This window comes from Kitasatospora sp. NPDC034035 (genome assembly GCF_055575755.1).
Genome location: NZ_JBVISA010000026.1, coordinates 35,919 through 52,834 on the forward strand (window position 1 = coordinate 35,919; position 16,916 = coordinate 52,834).

At 74.5% G+C, this 16,916-nt stretch carries 14 protein-coding genes and 1 riboswitch; of the genes, 7 read left to right on the forward strand and 7 right to left on the reverse strand.

Translation table 11 applies throughout. The annotated features are described in order from the left end of the window. Positions 1-4: 4 nt before the first annotated feature. A complete protein-coding gene (locus tag ACZ52J_RS30360) occupies positions 5-1,540 on the reverse strand; it encodes a DHA2 family efflux MFS transporter permease subunit (protein ID WP_465623284.1) in 1,536 nt (511 codons plus the stop codon). Positions 1,541-1,852: 312 nt separating this feature from the next. Further along, positions 1,853-2,033, forward strand: a riboswitch (cyclic di-AMP (ydaO/yuaA leader). 2 nt (positions 2,034-2,035) lie between these two features. Between ACZ52J_RS30360 and ACZ52J_RS30365 the strand changes: the two genes are divergently transcribed. Further along, entirely contained in the window at positions 2,036-3,028 is a 993-nt protein-coding gene (locus ACZ52J_RS30365) for a M23 family metallopeptidase (protein WP_465623285.1), read from the forward strand. A gap of 301 nt (positions 3,029-3,329) precedes the next feature. On the opposite strand, the gene ACZ52J_RS30370 is transcribed toward ACZ52J_RS30365, so the two are convergent. From ACZ52J_RS30370 to ACZ52J_RS30385, 4 genes are all read right to left on the reverse strand, one after another. Beyond that, entirely contained in the window at positions 3,330-4,049 is a 720-nt protein-coding gene (locus tag ACZ52J_RS30370) for a DUF2470 domain-containing protein (RefSeq protein ID WP_465623286.1), read from the reverse strand. A gap of 122 nt (positions 4,050-4,171) precedes the next feature. Next, positions 4,172-4,582 (reverse strand): RidA family protein, encoded by a 411-nt coding sequence (locus ACZ52J_RS30375; protein ID WP_465623288.1) that lies wholly within the window; start codon positions 4,580-4,582, stop codon positions 4,172-4,174. A gap of 58 nt (positions 4,583-4,640) precedes the next feature. Beyond that, positions 4,641-5,390 carry an IclR family transcriptional regulator gene (locus ACZ52J_RS30380; RefSeq protein WP_465623290.1) on the reverse strand — a complete coding sequence of 250 codons (750 nt, stop codon included), beginning with the start codon at positions 5,388-5,390 and terminating at the stop codon, positions 4,641-4,643. 31 nt (positions 5,391-5,421) lie between these two features. Further along, positions 5,422-6,615 (reverse strand): sugar kinase, encoded by a 1,194-nt coding sequence (locus ACZ52J_RS30385; RefSeq protein WP_465623292.1) that lies wholly within the window; start codon positions 6,613-6,615, stop codon positions 5,422-5,424. A gap of 232 nt (positions 6,616-6,847) precedes the next feature. Here ACZ52J_RS30385 and ACZ52J_RS30390 point away from each other — a divergent pair, with 232 nt between their 5' ends. The 5 genes from ACZ52J_RS30390 (at position 6,848) to ACZ52J_RS30410 (ending at position 13,522) form a co-directional block, all read left to right on the forward strand. Then, positions 6,848-8,149, forward strand: coding sequence for an alanine racemase (locus ACZ52J_RS30390; protein WP_465623293.1), 1,302 nt, complete (start codon positions 6,848-6,850; stop codon positions 8,147-8,149). Positions 8,150-8,322: 173 nt separating this feature from the next. Continuing rightward, positions 8,323-9,894 carry an N-acyl-D-amino-acid deacylase family protein gene (locus ACZ52J_RS30395; RefSeq protein ID WP_465623295.1) on the forward strand — a complete coding sequence of 524 codons (1,572 nt, stop codon included), beginning with the start codon at positions 8,323-8,325 and terminating at the stop codon, positions 9,892-9,894. Further along, positions 9,891-10,511, forward strand: a complete 621-nt coding sequence (locus tag ACZ52J_RS30400; RefSeq protein ID WP_465623297.1) for a bifunctional 4-hydroxy-2-oxoglutarate aldolase/2-dehydro-3-deoxy-phosphogluconate aldolase — start codon at positions 9,891-9,893, stop codon at positions 10,509-10,511. The genes ACZ52J_RS30395 and ACZ52J_RS30400 overlap by 4 nt, the downstream gene beginning before the upstream one ends. Positions 10,512-10,714: 203 nt before the next feature. After that, on the forward strand, positions 10,715-12,313 hold the full coding sequence (locus ACZ52J_RS30405; protein ID WP_465623299.1) for an alpha-amylase family glycosyl hydrolase: 1,599 nt from the start codon (positions 10,715-10,717) through the stop codon (positions 12,311-12,313). 156 nt (positions 12,314-12,469) lie between these two features. Continuing rightward, positions 12,470-13,522 carry a hypothetical protein gene (locus ACZ52J_RS30410; RefSeq protein ID WP_465623300.1) on the forward strand — a complete coding sequence of 351 codons (1,053 nt, stop codon included), beginning with the start codon at positions 12,470-12,472 and terminating at the stop codon, positions 13,520-13,522. Positions 13,523-13,797: 275 nt separating this feature from the next. Here ACZ52J_RS30410 and ACZ52J_RS30415 read toward each other — a convergent pair whose 3' ends face one another. Together ACZ52J_RS30415 and ACZ52J_RS30420 are read right to left on the reverse strand one after the other, a co-directional pair. Continuing rightward, a complete protein-coding gene (locus tag ACZ52J_RS30415) occupies positions 13,798-14,613 on the reverse strand; it encodes a (2Fe-2S)-binding protein (RefSeq protein ID WP_465623301.1) in 816 nt (271 codons plus the stop codon). Positions 14,614-14,817: 204 nt separating this feature from the next. Next, positions 14,818-15,441 (reverse strand): hypothetical protein, encoded by a 624-nt coding sequence (locus ACZ52J_RS30420; RefSeq protein ID WP_465623303.1) that lies wholly within the window; start codon positions 15,439-15,441, stop codon positions 14,818-14,820. Positions 15,442-15,601: 160 nt separating this feature from the next. On the opposite strand from ACZ52J_RS30420, the gene ACZ52J_RS30425 reads away from it, so the two are divergent. After that, positions 15,602-16,819 (forward strand): sensor histidine kinase, encoded by a 1,218-nt coding sequence (locus ACZ52J_RS30425; protein WP_465623304.1) that lies wholly within the window; start codon positions 15,602-15,604, stop codon positions 16,817-16,819. Positions 16,820-16,916 lie beyond the last annotated feature (97 nt).

Consider the following 16,916-nt stretch of genomic DNA (forward strand, 5'->3'; position numbering starts at 1 on the left):
CTCGTCAGCTGTCGGGCGAGGGCCCCGCCACCGGACCGGTGACGGGGCCCTCGTGCGTGTGGACGTGGCCCGGGTCGAGCGGCGGGGTGGTGCCGCAGGTCCACGCGCAGTCCGGCTCGGCCACCAGGTGGTCCTCGGGGGCGAGGACGTTGCCCCGGACGGTGGCGAAGGCGATCAGCCCGCCGCCGGCCAGCAGACCCGCGCAGATCAGCATCGCGGTGTGGAAGGCGGAGTCGACCGCGGACGGCACCCGGTAGGCGTCGCCGCTCAGTCCGGCCAGGGCCGGGAGGGCGGCCACCGCGAGCAGGCCGGCCGCGCGGGCGGCGGCGTTGTTCACCCCGCTCGCGATGCCCGCGTGCCGGACCTCGACGGCCGCCAGCACGGTGGCCGTCAGCGGCGCGACCAGCAGCGTCATGCCGCAGCCCATCACCGTGACGGCGGGCAGCACGTCCGCCCAGTAGGAGGAGCCCGGGCCGATGCGCAGCATCAGCAGCACCCCGGCGGCGCACAGCAGCGGGCCGACGGTGAGCGGGATCCGCGGGCCGATCCGCTTGCCGAGGCGCCCGGCGCGCGCCGACAGCCCCAGCATCAGCACCGTGATCGGCACCAGCGCGAAGCCCGAGACCAGCGGCGAGAACCCGGCGACGATCTGCAGCTGCACCACCAGCAGGAAGAAGACGCCGCTGAACGCCGCGTACACGCAGAGGGTGACCAGGTTCACGGCGGTGAACAGCCGGGAGGAGAACAGGCCGAGCGGCAGCATCGGATCGGGCGCGCGGCGCTCGACGGCCACGAAGGCGACGCCGAGCACCACACCGATCAACCCGCTGACCCAGACCACGGCGGACACGCCCTCCCCGGCGGCGGTCAGCGCGTAGGTGATCGCGCCGAGGGCGAACGCGGCGAGCACCGCGCCGAGCACGTCGAAGCGGCCGGTGGCGCTCTCGTCCCGGCTCTCCGGCACGTACCGCGTGGTGACCGTGATCACGGCGGCCGCGAGCGGCAGGTTCAGCAGGAAGATCCAGCGCCAGCCCGGGCCGTCCACCAGCCAGCCGCCGAGGAAGGGGCCGACCGCGGCCGACACGCCGCCGAGGCCCGACCACAGCCCGACCGCGGCCGAGCGGTCGTCAGGGTCGAAGACGGCTTGGAGCATGGCGAGCGAGCCGGGGGTGAGCAGCGCCCCGCCGATGCCCTGGACGGCGCGGGCGGCGATCAGCACCTGGATGTTCGGCGCGGCGGCGCAGGCCGCGGAGGCGGCGGCGAACCAGACCACGCCGATGAGGAAGACCCGGCGCCTTCCGTACCGGTCGCCGAGCGCGCCGCCGAGCAGGATCAGGCCCGCCAGGGTGAGCAGATAGCCGTTCAGCGTCCACTGAAGGGACGCCAGGGAGGCGCCGAGGTCGGCGCCGATGCGGGGCAGGGCGACGTTCACCACGGTGCCGTCCAGCATCGCCATGCTGGAGCCGAGCACCGTCGCCAGTAGTACCCAGCGACCCTGCGCGGTGCCCAGGCGCAGGGTGCCGGCCTCGGAAGTGGCCACGGCCCGATCCTGCTCCCCGTGAGGCCCGCGTGACAAGGGTCACCGGCGGGTGTGTCGGTGGTGTGCGGTGCGTGAGCGGACGACCGCGCAGTGCCGTCGATGTCGGCGCACGGTCGTGGATCAGTGGCGCGGGGTGAATGGATCGCGTACGCACCGTGCAGCGGATCATCCGGAGAGTCACCGCACCCCGGGGGATGGTTGCCGATTCAAGAGATCGACATTGCTTCACCCGAACGGATGGGTTTTAGTTCAGCGACCGCCCGGCCAGTCCGGACGGATCCACCGGGTGGAACGCCGAGTCCTGCCGCTTCCCGGTGGTTCGAACTGAACTCTGTACGGCAGGAGCGGGGGACCCACAGGTAAGTCGCCGGACCGGAAGTTCGTGCCTCAGGGCGCGGCGTCCAGGGCCGGCTTGGGGTGAAGCCGCGCATGCGGCCGGGCAACTCCAGCCCGAACCCGACAGCTCACCTCGCAGGCGTCGGAGAGGAAACTTCCATGCCTGCTCAGGCTCGTCGTATCGCCCTGCCCCGCGCCGCCCGCATCGGCATCGCCACCGCCGTCACCGGTGTCTCCTTCGCCCTCCCGCTCGTCACCGCGATGAGCGCCCAGGCCCACACCGCCCCGGTCGCCCCGGCCCCGCAGGCCGCCGCCTCCACCACCGCCGTCGACGCCGCGCCGGCTCAGGCCGCGCCGGCCCAGGCCGCTCCGGCCGCCGCGCACGAGAGCTACCGCGTCGTCAGCGGCGACACCCTGTCCAAGATCGCCGACGCCAAGCACGTCGAGGGCGGCTGGCACGCGCTGTACGAGCAGAACCGCTCGGTCGTCGGCGCCAACCCGAACCTGATCTTCCCGGGCCAGCAGTTCGCGATCGCCGGCCACGCTGCCGCGCCGTCCGCGGACGTCGCCCCGGCCAAGCCCGCCAAGCCGGCCGCTCCGGTCACCCAGGCCGCTTCGGCCGCCAAGCCGCAGGCCCAGGTCCAGGTCAAGACCGAGGCCGCCAAGCCGGCCGCCCAGGTGCAGACCCAGGTTCAGACCGCCGCTCCGGCCCAGGCCGTGACCGCCGCTCCGGTCGCCGCCGCCTCCGGCTTCGTCGCGCCGCTGGCCCACCCGGTGCTCGGCGAGGCCTACGGCGTGGCCGGCTCGATGTGGGCCTCCGGCCACCACACCGGCCAGGACTTCGTGGCCTCCACCGGCACCCCGCTGCGCGCCGTCGCCAACGGTGTCGTGGTCAAGGCCGGCAACGGCGGCGCCTACGGCAACGAGGTCGAGATCAAGCTCGCCGACGGCCACTACGCCGAGTACGCGCACCTCTCCGTGATCGGTGTGAAGATCGGTCAGACCGTCACCGTCGGCCAGCAGCTCGGCCTCTCCGGCGCCACCGGCAACGTGACCGGCCCGCACCTGCACTTCGAGATCCGCACCGGCCCGGAGTACGGCTCGGACATCGACCCGGTCGCCTACCTGCGCGCGCACGGCGTCGCGCTCTGACCCTGTCGGGGTTTCAGGAACCACCGCTGCTGCGGAGCGAATCGATCCTCCGGGATGGTCATGTCGGGTGACCGCTCGACCGGGTGATCGCCGTGCAGTGGACATGGGCGCGGGACACGCCCAGGCCGGCCCGGCTCGCGGGATTCACTTCCTCGCGAGCCGGGCCGGCCGCTGCCGTTTTCGGGGTCGGCGGTTCGTTTTCGGGGCGGGGTCGGGGCGGGGTCGGGGTGGCGTTCGCGGTGCGCCGGTGGTGGTCCGGGCGGTACGTGAGGAGGACGCGGCCGGGCGGTGAGCCGGCGACTCAGCTGCGGTGGGCCGGCTGACCGTACCGGGCGGCGGCCAGCAGGTCGTGCATCCGGTGGCCCAAGTCCTCGGTGTCGCGGGCCGGTTCGGGGAAGACCAGGCGGACGTCGCGGTGGCCGTCGGGGTGGTCCAGGCGCAGCACCAGGCCGTGGCGGTCCAGGGCGAGCGGGCGGACGTCCGGGTTCCGGGCGAGCAGCACCGGGTCGAGCAGGCGGGAAAGGACCTCGAGTGCGTCGGCGTGGTCGTCGGCGAAGTGGGTGAGCATCGCCGCCTCGTGGCGGGCCATCGGGTCGGGGGCGGCGAGGGCGAGGTCGGCGGCGGTGACCGCGCCGGTGCCGTACGGGGTGGCGAGGACGGCGTGGGCGACGTCCACCCGCAGGTGGACGCTGAGGCCGTCGTCGGCGAGGTGGGCCAGGTGCAGCCGGCCGGCCAGGGTGAGGCGGGCGCGGACGCGGTCGCGGACGGCGACGGGGGCGACGTCGGTGACATCGAGGATGACGGCGAGGCCCTCGGCGGCGTGGGCCGCGGCCACGGTGAGCGGGGTGTCCAGCGGGGCGCGCAGCCGCAGGCGGGAGCCGTGGGCGGAGACCGGGCCGTCCAGGTCGTGCTGCTCGCCCAGGGCGCGGACGGCGAGCGAGGAGGTCGTGCTGAGCAGGCTGTGGATCCGTTCGGCGGTGGTGGGCTCGGGCACCTCGGTGTCGCCGGTTGGCAGGCTCATGGACGGACCTCCAGATAGTTAGGTGAGCCTAACCTAATGTTGCTGGCGAAGTGTGGCAAGCAGGCCTCGGGGAACGCCGAGGGCCCGGACGTGCCGTCCGGGCCCTCGGGTCGGCCGGATCGTCAGGCGACGACGGCCTGGGCGTCGATCTCGACCAGCATCGGCTCCTGCGGCAGCTCGACGAAGGCGGTGGTGCGGCAGGGCTTCACGCCGCCGGGCTTGACGTTCTCCTCGATGAACTCGGCGTAGACCTCGTTCATCAACGGGAAGTCCGCGCGCTTGGTGAGGTAGACGCGGAACATCACCACGTCCTCGATGGTGGCGCCACCGGCCTCGACGATGGCCTTGACGTTCTCCAGGGTGCGCCGCGTCTGTGCCTTCACGTCGCCGCGGTGGAGGTACTCGCCGGTCGCGGGATCCTGCGGGCCCTGGCCGGAGACCTGCAGGATCGGGCCCTTGCGGACGCCCTGGGAGAACATCCAGGCGGGGGCGGGGGCCCCGTCGGTGCGGATCTCGATCTTGTCGGAGGACATGGGGGTTCTTTGCTCCTTGGAGTTCTCGGCGGCTGCTTCGGACTGTCTTGATGATCCGTCAACTGTGGTCGAGGAGGCCGCAGTCGGCCGACACCGCGCGGGCGGTGGCGACCAGCTGCGGGAGGAGGTCCAGCACCTGCTCGTACGGGAGGACGACGTCCGGGACGGAGATGGAGGCGGCGGCGACGACCCGCCCGCTGGCGTCCCGGACGGGTGCGGCCACGCAGTTGATGAAGGCCTCGTGCTCGGCGTGGTCCTGCGCCCAGCCCTGGGCGGCGACCTTCTCCAGCTCGGCGAGCAGCGCCCCGGGCGTGGTGAGGGTGCGTTCGGTGTGCGGGGCGAAGTCGATCCCGGCCACCACCCGGCGCCGCTCGGGCAGCGGCAGGTCGGCCAGCAGCACCTTGGAGACGGCGGCGCTGTGCAGGGCGGCGCGCAGACCGATCCGGGAGTACATCCGCACTGGATGGCGGGAGTCGAACTTGTCGATGTAGACCACCTCGCCGCCCTCGTACGCGGCCAGGTGCACGGTCTGGCCGGTGGCGGCGTTCAGCTCGGCCAGGTGCGGGGCGGCGATCCGGCGAATGCCGCGCTGCTCAAGAGCCAGGCCGGACAGGGCGAAGAGGCCGGCGCCCAGGTGGTAGCGGTAGGCCGCGTCGCGGTAGACGAATCGTTCCTCTTCGAGGCTCTGGAGCAGCCGGAGCACGGTCGTCTTGTGGACGCCGAGCACCTCGGCGAGCTGGTCGAGGGAGCGTTCGCCCTCGCCGAGCTGGGCGAGGATGCGCAGGGCGCGGGTGACGGTCTGGCTCATCGTGCTCCGCTTCGAGGGCTGGGGTGGCTGCTCATCGGGCCCGGGCCCGGCCGGCGGGCGGCGTTCGGTCGGTCGGCGGTGCTCCGTCGGTGGGCGGTGCTCCGTTTGTGGGGTGCGGGCGGTCGGTGGGGTGCGGGCGGTCGGCCTTGTGGGCGCCGTCGGTGGGCAGGGTCGGGCCGGTGATGCCGGCCGCGGTGACCCGGGTGGCGGCCCAGTCGGCGGCGGAGGCGTCGAGCAGTGCCGTCACGACGGCGGCGGGCGGCAGCTCGGCCTGGTCGCCGTGGGCGGTCAGCGCGCAGGCGGCGCTCAGGTGGCCGAGCCGCAGTCGGCGGCGCTGGTCCAGGCCCCGGACGGTGCCGGCCAGGTAACCGGCCGCGAAGGCGTCGCCCGCGCCGGTGGCCTCGACCACCTCGACGGCGAGGGCCGGCTCGGTGACCGCCGTGCCGTCCCGCTCCAGGGCGGTGACGTGCCGGTCGGCGTCCTTGACCACGAGGGTGGCGGGGGAGGGGAAGCGGCGGCGCAGGGCGGTGGGGTCGCCGGTGCCGAAGGCGGCCTGCGCCTCGTCGGCGCCGAGCAGCAGCAGGTCGGCGGCGTCCAGCAGCGGCGGCAGTACGGCCGGGTCCCGGTCGTGCCAGAGTGAGGGGCGCCAGTTGAGGTCGAAGCTGACCAGCCGGTCCGGGCGGCGGTCGGCGAACAGGGCGCGCAGCAGGGCGAGGCAGTCGTCGGAGAGCGCGGCGGTGATGCCGGACAGGTGCAGTAGACGGGCGCCGGCCAGCAGTGCGGCGGCGGCCGGGTCGGCGAGCAGTGCGGGGGAGAGCGCGGCGGCCGCGGAACCGCGCCGGTGGTAGTGCAGTCGGCTGCGGCCGGGGCCGAGGTCGTGATCGTGGCCGGTGGTGCCGCCGACCTCCTTGAGGTAGACGCCGGTCGGGCGGTGTGGGTCGACCGCGACCGCCGAGACGTCCACGCCGCGGGCGGCGACCTCGGCGACGAGCCGCCGACCGAAGCCGTCGTCGCCGACCCGGCTGACCCAGGCGGTCGGCACGCCGAGCGCGGCCAGTGCGCCGGCCACGTTGGACTCGGCGCCGCCGACGGCGAGCCGGAAGTTCTCCACCGACTCCAGTGGGCCCGGGCGGTCCGGGAGCAGGACCGCCATCGACTCGCCCACGCACACGGCCGTCGGGGGAGGACCCGGGCGGGTCGGGCCCGGGGTGTCCTGTCGCGGCATGTGCTGGGCTCCTCGTCTGCGGCCGTTCCGTCGGGTGCGGGCCGGGACTCCTGAACGTGGGTCGGGTTCGTTGAGCGTGGGTCAGTTCCGTTCGGCGTGGGTCTGTGTGGGTCGGTCCCGGTCGGCCTGGGACGGTTCCGTTGACCGTGATCCGGCGCCGATGCTAGAACCGTGCTGCCAGCATGTGCAACCCTCGTTGCGCATGTTGCAACATGGCAAATGGAGGAAGACCGTGGAGCAGACCTTCGCAAGCAGCGGCACCGGGCCGGGCATCGCCGGCGGCGCGGTGGCGGCCCTGGCCGACGAGCAGCTGGACTGGCGGTTCAAGGCCGCCCCGCCGGAGTCGTGGGGCCACACCGTGCGGGAGTGGCTGGCCACCGGCCCGACCCTCTCCTCGCTCGGCACCCCGCTGCTCACCCTCGACGCTGCCGCGCTCGAGCACAACGTCCGCACCATGGCCGACTGGTGCGCCAAGGCGGGCGTCGCGCTCGCCCCGCACGGCAAGACCACCATGGCACCCGCCCTCTGGGAGGCGCAGCTCGCCGCCGGAGCCCACGGCATCACCCTCGCCAACCTGCCCCAGGTGCGAGTCGCCAGGGCCTTCGGGGTGCAGCGGATCCTGCTCGCCAACACCCTGCTCGACCCGGCCGGACTGGCCTGGCTCGCCGACGAACTGGCCTCCGACCCGGGCTTCGCCTTCCTCTCCTGGGTCGACTCCACCGAGAGCGTGCGGCTGATGGACGAGGCACTGCGCGCCGCCGGGGCCGAACGGCCGGTCGAGGTACTGATCGAACTCGGCGGCCCCCACGGGCGGACCGGCGCCCGCGGCGTGGACGCCGCCGTCGAGGTCGCCGCCGCCGTGCTGCGCGCCCCCACCCTGCGCCTCGCGGGCGTCGGCGGGTACGAGGGCGCGCTCGCGCACGACGCCACGACCGACGGGCTGGCCACCGTCCGCGGCTACCTCCGGGCACTGGCCCAGCTCCACGGCCGGCTCGCCGGCGCCTACCCCGACGACGCGCCGCCGGTGGTCACGGCCGGGGGCAGCGCCTACTTCGACCTGGTGGTCGAGGAGTTGGCCGACCTGCCGGACGCCCTGGTGGTGCTGCGCTCTGGTGCGTACATCGCCCACGACGACGGCTTCTACCGGGGCATCTCGCCGCTCGCCCGGCACGGCGGTGAGGCACCCTTCCGCGGTGCGCTGCACGGCTGGGCCCGGGTGATCTCCCGCCCCGAGCCGCAACTCGCCCTGCTGGACGCGGGAAAGCGCGACCTGCCCTTCGACGACGGCCTGCCCGAGCCGCAACGGGTCCGCGGCGGAGCCGAGTTGACCGGGACGGCGGCCCGGATCACCGCGCTCAACGACCAGCACGCCTTCCTGCGTGACGCGGGCGACCTCGCGCCGATCGGCGCGGTGCTGCGCCTGGGCGTGTCGCACCCGTGCACCGCCTTCGACAAGTGGACGGCGATCCCGGTGCTGGACTCCGCGGACGCGGCCGAGCCGAAGGTCACCGGATTGGTCAGGACCTTCTTCTGATGGCCGGGGCGACACCGGACGGGGTGCCGGCGGGCAGGGCGAAATCGGACGGGGTGCCGGAGGTTGGGTCGAGTGCGGCCGAGGCGAGGGCGGGCGGGACGGGAGCAGGCCGATCCGGGGCACGGGCAGGCCGATCCGGGCCGGGTGCGACGGTCTTCCGGGGCGCCACCATCGTGGACGGCACCGGCGCGGACCGCTACCGGGCGGACGTACGGATCGCCGACGGCCTGATCACCGAGATCGGCGACCGCCTCGACGCGCCCGAGGTAGTGGACGCCGACGGCCTGGTCCTGGCCCCCGGCTTCATCGACATGCACGCCCACTCCGACCTCGCCCTGCTGCTCGAACCCGAGCACCCGGCCAAGGTCACCCAGGGCGTCACCTGCGAGGTCCTCGGCCAGGACGGCCTGTCCTACGCCCCGGTGGACGACACCACGCTGCCCGCGCTGCGCCGCCAACTCGCGGGCTGGAACGGCGATCCGGCCGAGCTCGACTGGGACTGGCGCGACGTCGCCGGCTACCTGGACCGGATCGACCGCACCGGCGTCGCCGTCAACGCCTGCTACCTCGTCCCGCACGGCACGCTGCGCACCCTCGTCATGGGCTGGGCCGACCGCCCGCCCACCCCGGCCGAACTCGACCGGATGCGGCAGGTGTTGGCGAGGAGCCTGCTGGACGGCGCGGTCGGCATGTCCAGCGGCCTCAGCTACACCCCCGGGATGTACGCGGACACCGCCGAACTGGTCGAGCTGTGCACCATCGTCGCGGCCTACGGCGGATTCCACGCTCCGCACCAACGCTCGTACGGTGAGGGGGCATTGGAGGGCTACGCGGAGATGGTGGAGATCTCCCGGCGGAGCGGCTGCGGGCTGCACCTGACCCACGCCACGATGAACTTCGGCGTCAACCGGGGCCGGGCCGGCGAGCTGCTGGAGCTGGTCGACGAGGCGCTCGCCGACGGCGTCGACCTCACCCTGGACAGCTACCCCTACCTGCCGGGCTCCACCACCCTGGCCGCCCTGCTGCCGAGTTGGGCCACCGAGGGCGGACCGGCGCCGACGCTGGCCAGGCTCACCGACCCGGCGCAGTGCGCCCGGATCCGGTACGAGATGGAGGAGAAGGGCAGCGACGGCTGCCACGGCGTGGTCGCCGACTGGGCGACGGTCCAGATCTCCGGCGTTCGGTCGGCGGAGCTGGCACCGGCCGTCGGCAGGACCGTCGCCGAACTCGCCGACGGGGAGCGGCGGACCGGCACGGAGGTCTTCCTCGACCTGCTGCGCCGGGACGAACTGGCCACCACGATCCTCCAGCACGTCGGGCACGAGGAGAACGTCCGGGCGATCATGCGCCACCGCGCGCACACCGCCGGCAGCGACGGACTGCTGGTCGGCGCCCGGCCGCACCCGCGGGCCTGGGGCACCTTCCCGCGTTATCTCGGCCACTACAGCCGGGAGTTGGGCCTGCTGACACTGGAGGAGACGGTCGCCCGGATGACCGGCCGGCCCGCCGCCCGGCTGGGCCTGCACCGGCGCGGCCGGATCGCCCCCGGCCACCACGCCGACCTGGTACTCCTCGACCCCGAACGGGTCCGGGACGCCGCCACCTTCGAGCACCCCCGGCGGCCCGCCGAGGGCATCGAGTGCGTGTACGTCAACGGCACCGCCGTCGTCCGGCAGGGTCGCACCACCGGCGCCCGGCCCGGGCGCGCCCTGCGCCGCACCGACCGAGGAACCCGAGCCGCATGAACTCTCTCTCAGCCCTGCGGGACGACCGGGTGATCGCGGTGGTCCGCGCGCCGCGCATCCCGGACGCCTCCGCGCTGTGCGACGCGCTCGCCGCCGGCGGCATCGAGTGGACCGAATTCACGTACACCACACCGGATGTGACGAAGCATCTGCGCCGCGCTGCACAGGCCGGCCACCGGGTCGGTGTCGGCACCGTGCTGACCGCGGAGCAGGCCGAGCGCGGGGTCGCGGTCGGGGCGTCCTTCCTGGTCACGCCCGGCTGCCGGCCCGAGGTCGCGGAGGCGGCGAAGGCCGCCGGGGTGCCGGTGGTGCTCGGGGCGCTCACTCCGACCGAGGTGGCCCGGGCGGTGGACCTGGGGGCGGCCGCCGTCAAGATCTTCCCGGCCAGGGCGTTCGGTCCCGGCTACTTCAAGGACCTGCGCGGCCCGTACCCGGACGTCCCGCTGGTGGCCTCCGGCGGGGTGAACGCGGGCAACGCCGCCGAGTTCCTGGGGCAGGGCGCGCTCGCGGTCTGCGCGGGGACGGACGTGGTGCCGCCGGAGGCGGTCGTGGCGGGGGACTGGGCGGAGATCACCCGGCGGGCCCGGGCGTTCACGCAGGCGTGCGGGGCGCCGTAGGAGCGGGGGAGGCGGCGGGGCGAGGCGGGCTGTCGGGACGCCGTAGGAGCGGGGGGAGGCGCCGGCGGGGCGAGGCGGGCTGTCGGGACGGCCGCAATTGGACGAGAATCGGGGGCACCCGGTTCGGCCCCGGCCGAGTCCGGCCCGGCTCAGCCCCGCCCGGTGCACCCCGGGCCCCGGACCCGGTAGGAGGACCTCCGCCCATGACCTCGACCCGCCCCGGCCCCGACTGGCTCGCCGACGCCGTCCTCTACCAGATCTACCCGCAGACCTTCGCCGACTCCGACGGCGACGGCATCGGCGACTTCGCCGGCATTGCGGCGCACCTCGACCACCTCGCCTGGCTCGGCGTCGACACCGTCTGGCTCAACCCCTGCTTCGCCTCGCCGTTCCGCGACGCCGGGTACGACATCACCGACTACCTCGCCCCCGCCCCGCGCTACGGCAGCACCGAGGACCTGGTCGCGCTGGTCGAGGCCGCCCGCGGCCGGGGCATCCGGGTCCTGCTGGACCTGGTCGCCGGGCACACCTCCGACCGCCACCCCTGGTTCCTGGCCGCCGCCGAGGACCCGTCCGACCAGCGGTACATCTGGTCCGACCGCCAGGTGGACGGCTTCGTCCCCTCACCCGGCAGCCGGCCGGGCTGGTACCGGCCGAACTTCTTCGACTGTCAGCCCGCCCTCAACTTCGGCTACGCGCGCAGCAGTTCGGACGAGCCCTGGCGCCAGCCGGTGGACGCCGAGGGCCCGCGCGCCAACCGGGCGGCGCTGCGCGACATCATGGCGCACTGGCTCGGCCTCGGCGTGGCCGGCTTCCGGGTCGACATGGCGTACTCGCTGGTCAAGGACGACCCGGGCAAGGCCGAGACCGCCAAGCTCTGGACCGAGCTGCGCGACTGGCTGGACCGCGCCCACCCCCAGGCCGCGCTGCTCGCCGAGTGGGGTGACCCCTCCGCCGCCGTCGCGGCCGGCTTCCACGCGGACTTCTTCCTGCACTTCGGCGGGGAGGACCACGGCCTCCCGCTGCGCTCCCTGTGGAACAACAACGGCGGGACGGTCGAGGAGTTCTGGCAACAGGAGGCCTGCTACTTCGAGGCCGAGGGCCGCGGCACCCCGCAGCCCTTCCTGGACGCCTGGCGCTCCGCCGCCGAACTCACCGAGGGCAGCGGGCACATCGTGCTGCCGACCGCCAACCACGACTTCTCCCGGTTGGCCGCCGGTCCGCGCACCGCCGAGCAGCTCGCGCCCGCCTTCGCCTTCCTGCTCACCTGGCCCACCCTCCCGGCCGTCTACTACGGCGACGAGATCGGCATGCGCTACCTCCCCGGCCTGCCCGACACCGAGGGCAGCGTGCTGGGGCCGCGCTTCAACCGGGCCGGCTCGCGCACCCCGATGCAGTGGACGCCCGGCCCGACGGCCGGGTTCTCCAGCGCTCCGCCCGAGCGGCTGTACCTGCCGGTGGACCCGGACCCGCACCGCCCTGACGTGCTCTCCCAGCGCGCCGATCCGACGTCGCTGCTGCACACCGTCCGGCGGCTGATCGCCCTGCGTCGGGCGCACCCGGGGCTGGGTTCCGCCGGCGTGGTGGAGGTCCGGCAGGCCGGGTACCCGCTGGTGTACACCAGGGGCGGGCGGTACCTGGTGGTGGTCAATCCGCGGCGGGAGCCGGGGGTGGTGCCGCTGTCGCACCTGTTGTCGGGGCCGGCTGAGGGTGTCCGGTCGTTGGAGGCGCAGGGCGTGCGGGTGGCGGACGGGGAGCTGCGGGCGGACGGGTTCTCGTACGGGGTTTTCGAGCTGGGCTGATCGCGGGCGAAGGGGGCCGGTTGTCGGGGCCGGCTTCCGCTCGATGTCGGATGGTTGTAAGCTACATCAATAGATGGTTGCATTTACCACCTGCATTGGTTGTATTTGCCACCCTCTCGACTGTGCGAGACGCCACCGGAGGACGGTACGAACACCATGAGCACACCCCAGAACCCCGCCGCGGCGCCCACCCTGGGGCACTCGCTCAAGCACCTCGCCGTCCACCTGATCACCCCGCTGCTGATGTGCCTCGGCATGGCGCTCGCCTACCAGGGCGCCTTCCACCAGCCCGAGCCGCACCACCTCAAGGTCGCCGTCGTCGGCACCACGCCGCAGGCGCACGGCCTGGCACAGACGATCCGCGAGAAGGCCGGTGACGCGCTCGACGTCCGTGCCGTCGGCGACCGGTCCGCCGCCGAGCGGCAACTGCGCGACCGCGACCTGGTCGGCGCCTTCGTCCCGGACGCCAGGAGCCCCGAGCTGATCGTGGCCAAGGGCAACTCGGACACCTCGGTGGTGGCCGCCACGGCGGTCTTCACCAACGTCACCGACCAGCAGGGCGTCCCCCTGCACGTCACCGACCTGACCGCCCCCGCCAAGGGCGACCCGACCGGCCAGGGCCTGTTCTTCCTGCTGGTCGCCCTGAGCATCGGCTCGTACGCGAGCGTGGCGGCGATCGGCGCCGCCGGCGCCGCGCTGAGCGTGAAGGTCCGGGCGCTGGTCGGCGTGGCGGTCTCGCTGGTGGTCAGCGTGATCGGGATCGTCACCGCCGGGCCGCTGTTCCACGTCGTCGACCACGACCACGCCGCGATCTGGGCGCTGGGCTGGCTCTACTCGGCGGGCATCGTGCTGATCGGCATCGGCCTGCACAGCTTCCTGAAGAAGTGGACCACGCTGACGATGATGGTCCTGTTCGTGATGCTCAACTTCACCTCCTCGGGCGGTATCTACCGGCCCGAGCTGCAGAACGGCTTCTTCGGCGCCCTGCACGGCTTCTGGACCGGCGCCGGCTTCCTCGAGGGCGCGCGCAGCATCATGTACTTCGACGGCGGCGCGGGCCTCGGCGGGCACGTCGTGACCCTGCTGGTCTGGCTGCTGCTGGGCGGGGCGGCCCTGGTGGCCGCGGCGCTGTACGAGAGCCGTGGGCGCCGTCCGGTGGAGACGCCGGCGGAGGCCGAGGAGGAGACGGAGGAAGCGGTCGCGGTCTGACCGCACCCCTCGGAAAGACTTCACCCGGCGCCAGGGCATCGGCACCGGGTGAGGATTCGCGGCCCGCGCCCGGCCCTGGACAAGCCGGACGCGGGCCGCTTCACGATGCGGCCTGGTCGTGGCTCATGCGTGGTCCGTGCCGTGCGGGTCATCTGTGCCGTGCGCGTTGTCCGTGCCGTGCGCGCCGCGCGTGCCGTCGGGCGTGGCGGACCGGGTGGTGGTGCGGGTGTGACGGCTCCCGTGGGGCGGTAGCGATGCGGCGGTGACGATGACCTTCACTGGTGCAGGTCTCGGTCGCTCCGCTCCCTCCGCGTGGGCGGCTCGGTGAAGCAACAGTCCCCGCAGAGTCCGGCGTTCGGCCCGACCCGGTAGTAGAGGCAGCAGCTGTTCCGCCGGAACGCGGTGCCACGCGGCCCGGCGAGTAGCGGGCTGGTGACCAGTGTGCCGGACCCGGCCAGCGGCGGGCGGTCCAGCAGCTCCGCGACCAACGCCCGTGCCACGCCCGGCGCGTGGGCGTCCAGGACCCGCAGCGTGCCGGCCAGTGCGGAGGCGACGTTGCCGAGCAGCAGGCGCGCCGAGAGCGGGGCGGCGGCCCGGACGGCTGTCGCCAGGGGCGCCAACTGGCCTACCAGGACGGCGGAGTGGAGCTGGTCGGTGAGCGGTCCCGCGTCCGGCCGGACGGGCTCCGGCGGCGTCCAGAGATCGAGCGGGCCCTGGTCCGGGATCCGTACCCAGGCGCGCTCCAGTGTCGGGACCGTCCCCAGCAGGACGGCCGAGCCGAGGCCCACCGACCAGAAGCGGGCGGCCAGTCCCAGGTGCAGGATCGAGGCGGCGACCCGGGGTTCAGCCGTGCCGAGCCGCTGCGCCACCACCCGGAGGCGCGCGGCCAGCGGCGCGTCCGGCCCGGTGCCGTAGAGCTCGGGCAGCGGGCGGAAGCCCTCGGGCGGAGCGCCGGCGGGGGAGGTGTCCAGCGCGAAGTACGGCCCGACGGCGGCGAGTCGGTGGTACTCGGGCAACGGCGACTCGGGCGCGGGGTTCTCGGGCGTGGGGTCCTCGGGTGCGGGGTTTGACGGGTCGGGCGCGGGGTTCAACGGCCGTCCCCTGTGCGGTCGTTGGACCCCGCGCCGGCTTCGGATGGCCCGGGTGCGGTCGGGCGGTCGGGCGAAAGCGGTGGCATCGGTGGCCTCCAGGGGTCCGGGTGCTCGGGGCGCAGCAGCCGAGCGGCAGCGGCCGGGCGGCGGCGCACCGCCCCGTGCGGACCCCGGAGGACCGGGAACGCCCTGGTCGGGCGGGTGTCAGCCGCGCACGGTGAAGTCGCCACCGGTCGTGCGGATGAACGGTACCGTGCCCTGGCAGTCCGCCACCGGCAGGCCCAGCGCGCCCCAGACCCAGCCGAGCCGGTCACCGTGCCGGCCGTTGTCCTCCACCGACAGCGAGACCTTCTGGCCGACCACCTCCAGGCCCGGGAACCACGGTGCCTCGCCCTTGGTGATCACACCGGTGGCGATCGCCTCCCGGCCACCGACGCCCAGGCAGGTGATGTCGCCCTCGAAGTCGGCGACCAGCCGGCCGTCGTTGTGCACGTGGCGGACGTGGAAGTGGCCGCTGGTGCCGCCCGGGTCGGTGCTGGTGGCGGCGCGGGCGTCGACCGAGATCCGGACCGGGTCGCCGGCGAAGCCACCGAACGCGGAGGTGAGGACGGTGTCACCGGTCCCGCGCACGCTCACCGCCCCGGGGCCGCCCGCGGCTGCGGCCGGATGCGCGTCGGCGGTCGACACTGCGGAGACCGATGCTTCGGAGACCGATGCTTCGGAGCCCGGTACTGCGGAGATCGGCACCGCGGAGGCCGGTACGGCGGCGACGACCGTCGCGGCCAGCAGGAGGAGCGAGGCTGCGGCGGTGGCGAGACGACGGTTCATGACGGTTCGTCCTTCTTCGGGGTGGTTGCTTCGACGACAACGAGTCTGCCGCCGCCGGGTCGGGCAAACCTCCCGCTGCGGAGGGGAGTCGGCGGCCACCGGCTCCCTCCCGGGGAGGAGCCCCGCCTCCCCCGGGAGAGCTGCCCGTAGGCTCGGCCGGGTGCGCACCGAATCCCCGACCCGCCCCGCCCGGCCGCGTTCCGTCCGGGTCCGGCGGCCGCTCGCCGTCCTCGCCGCGCTGGTCCTGTCGGCGCCCGTCGCGCTCGCCCACCCGGGCGACCACGGCGCGGCCCTGCTGCTCGCCCTGACGGCCGCGCTCGCGGCGGTGGTGGCGCTCCTGCCGTGGCCTGCCGGACGGATCACGCTCGGCGCGGCCGCCGGGGCGGTGGCCGGCGCCTCGCTGCTGCTCGACGTGCTCTACCCGGGGCCGTACCGGCTGCCCGCGTTCTGGCTGCCCTTCGAGTGGCTCGCCCTGCTCGGGGTGCTGTTCCGGACCGTGCGTCGGCTGCCCGACCGGTGGGCCGGGCCGGTCGGCGGGCTGGTCGGGTCGGCGGCCGTCCTGCTGCCGTTGCGGTTCGCCCTCCGCACGCCCCAGGGCGGCGCGGCCGGCCCGGTGATCAGCGTGCTGCTCTCCCTGCTGCCGGTGCTCGGCGTCGCGGGGGTGGCCCTCTACCTGCGTGTCCTGGACGCCCGCCGGGAGCGGGCCGTCGTGTGGGCCCGGCGCGAGCAGCGGCTCGAAGTGGCCCGGGGGCTGCACGACTTCGTCGCCCACGAGATCACCGGCATTGTGCTGGAAGCCCAGGCCGGTCAACTCCCGGGCCAGGACGCGGAGGAGACCGCCGTGCTGCTGCGCCGCCTGGAGGAGGCCGGGCTGCGGGCGCTGGATTCGATGGACGAGATGGTCGGGGCCCTGCGCGATGGCCCGGACGGGCAGGGCGAGCGGTCCGCCGGGGCGGCCGCGACGACGCGCCGCCTGGGCCTGGCCGATCTCCCCGAGCTGGTCGCCCGCTTCGGTACGACGGGCGGGCCGGGGGCCACCGTCGACGTGGCCCCCGACGCCGTCGACGTGCTCCCCGCCGAGACCCAGGCGACCGCCTACGCCGTCGTGCTGGAGGCCCTCACCAACATCCGCCGCCACGCCCCGCAGGCCACCGAGGTCGCCGTACGGGTGGCCCCCGGTCGGGACGGCGCCGTCGAGGTGACGGTCACCGACAACGCGGGCCCCGCCCGCAAGCCGCTGCTGCGCCGCCGCCCTGGCTCCGGCGGCACCGGACTGGCCGGCCTCACCGCCCGCACCGCCGCCCACGGTGGCGCGTTGACCGCGGGCCCGGTCGAGCCCGCGGGTTGGCGGGTCAGCTGCACGCTGCCGGGGCGGTAGCGCGCGAGGCACGGCACCGGCCGAGGGGGCTCGGCCGGCGTTCGCCGCTTCCGTGCGTGCCGTGCGTGTGGCGCGTGCCGTGCGTGTGGCGCGTGTG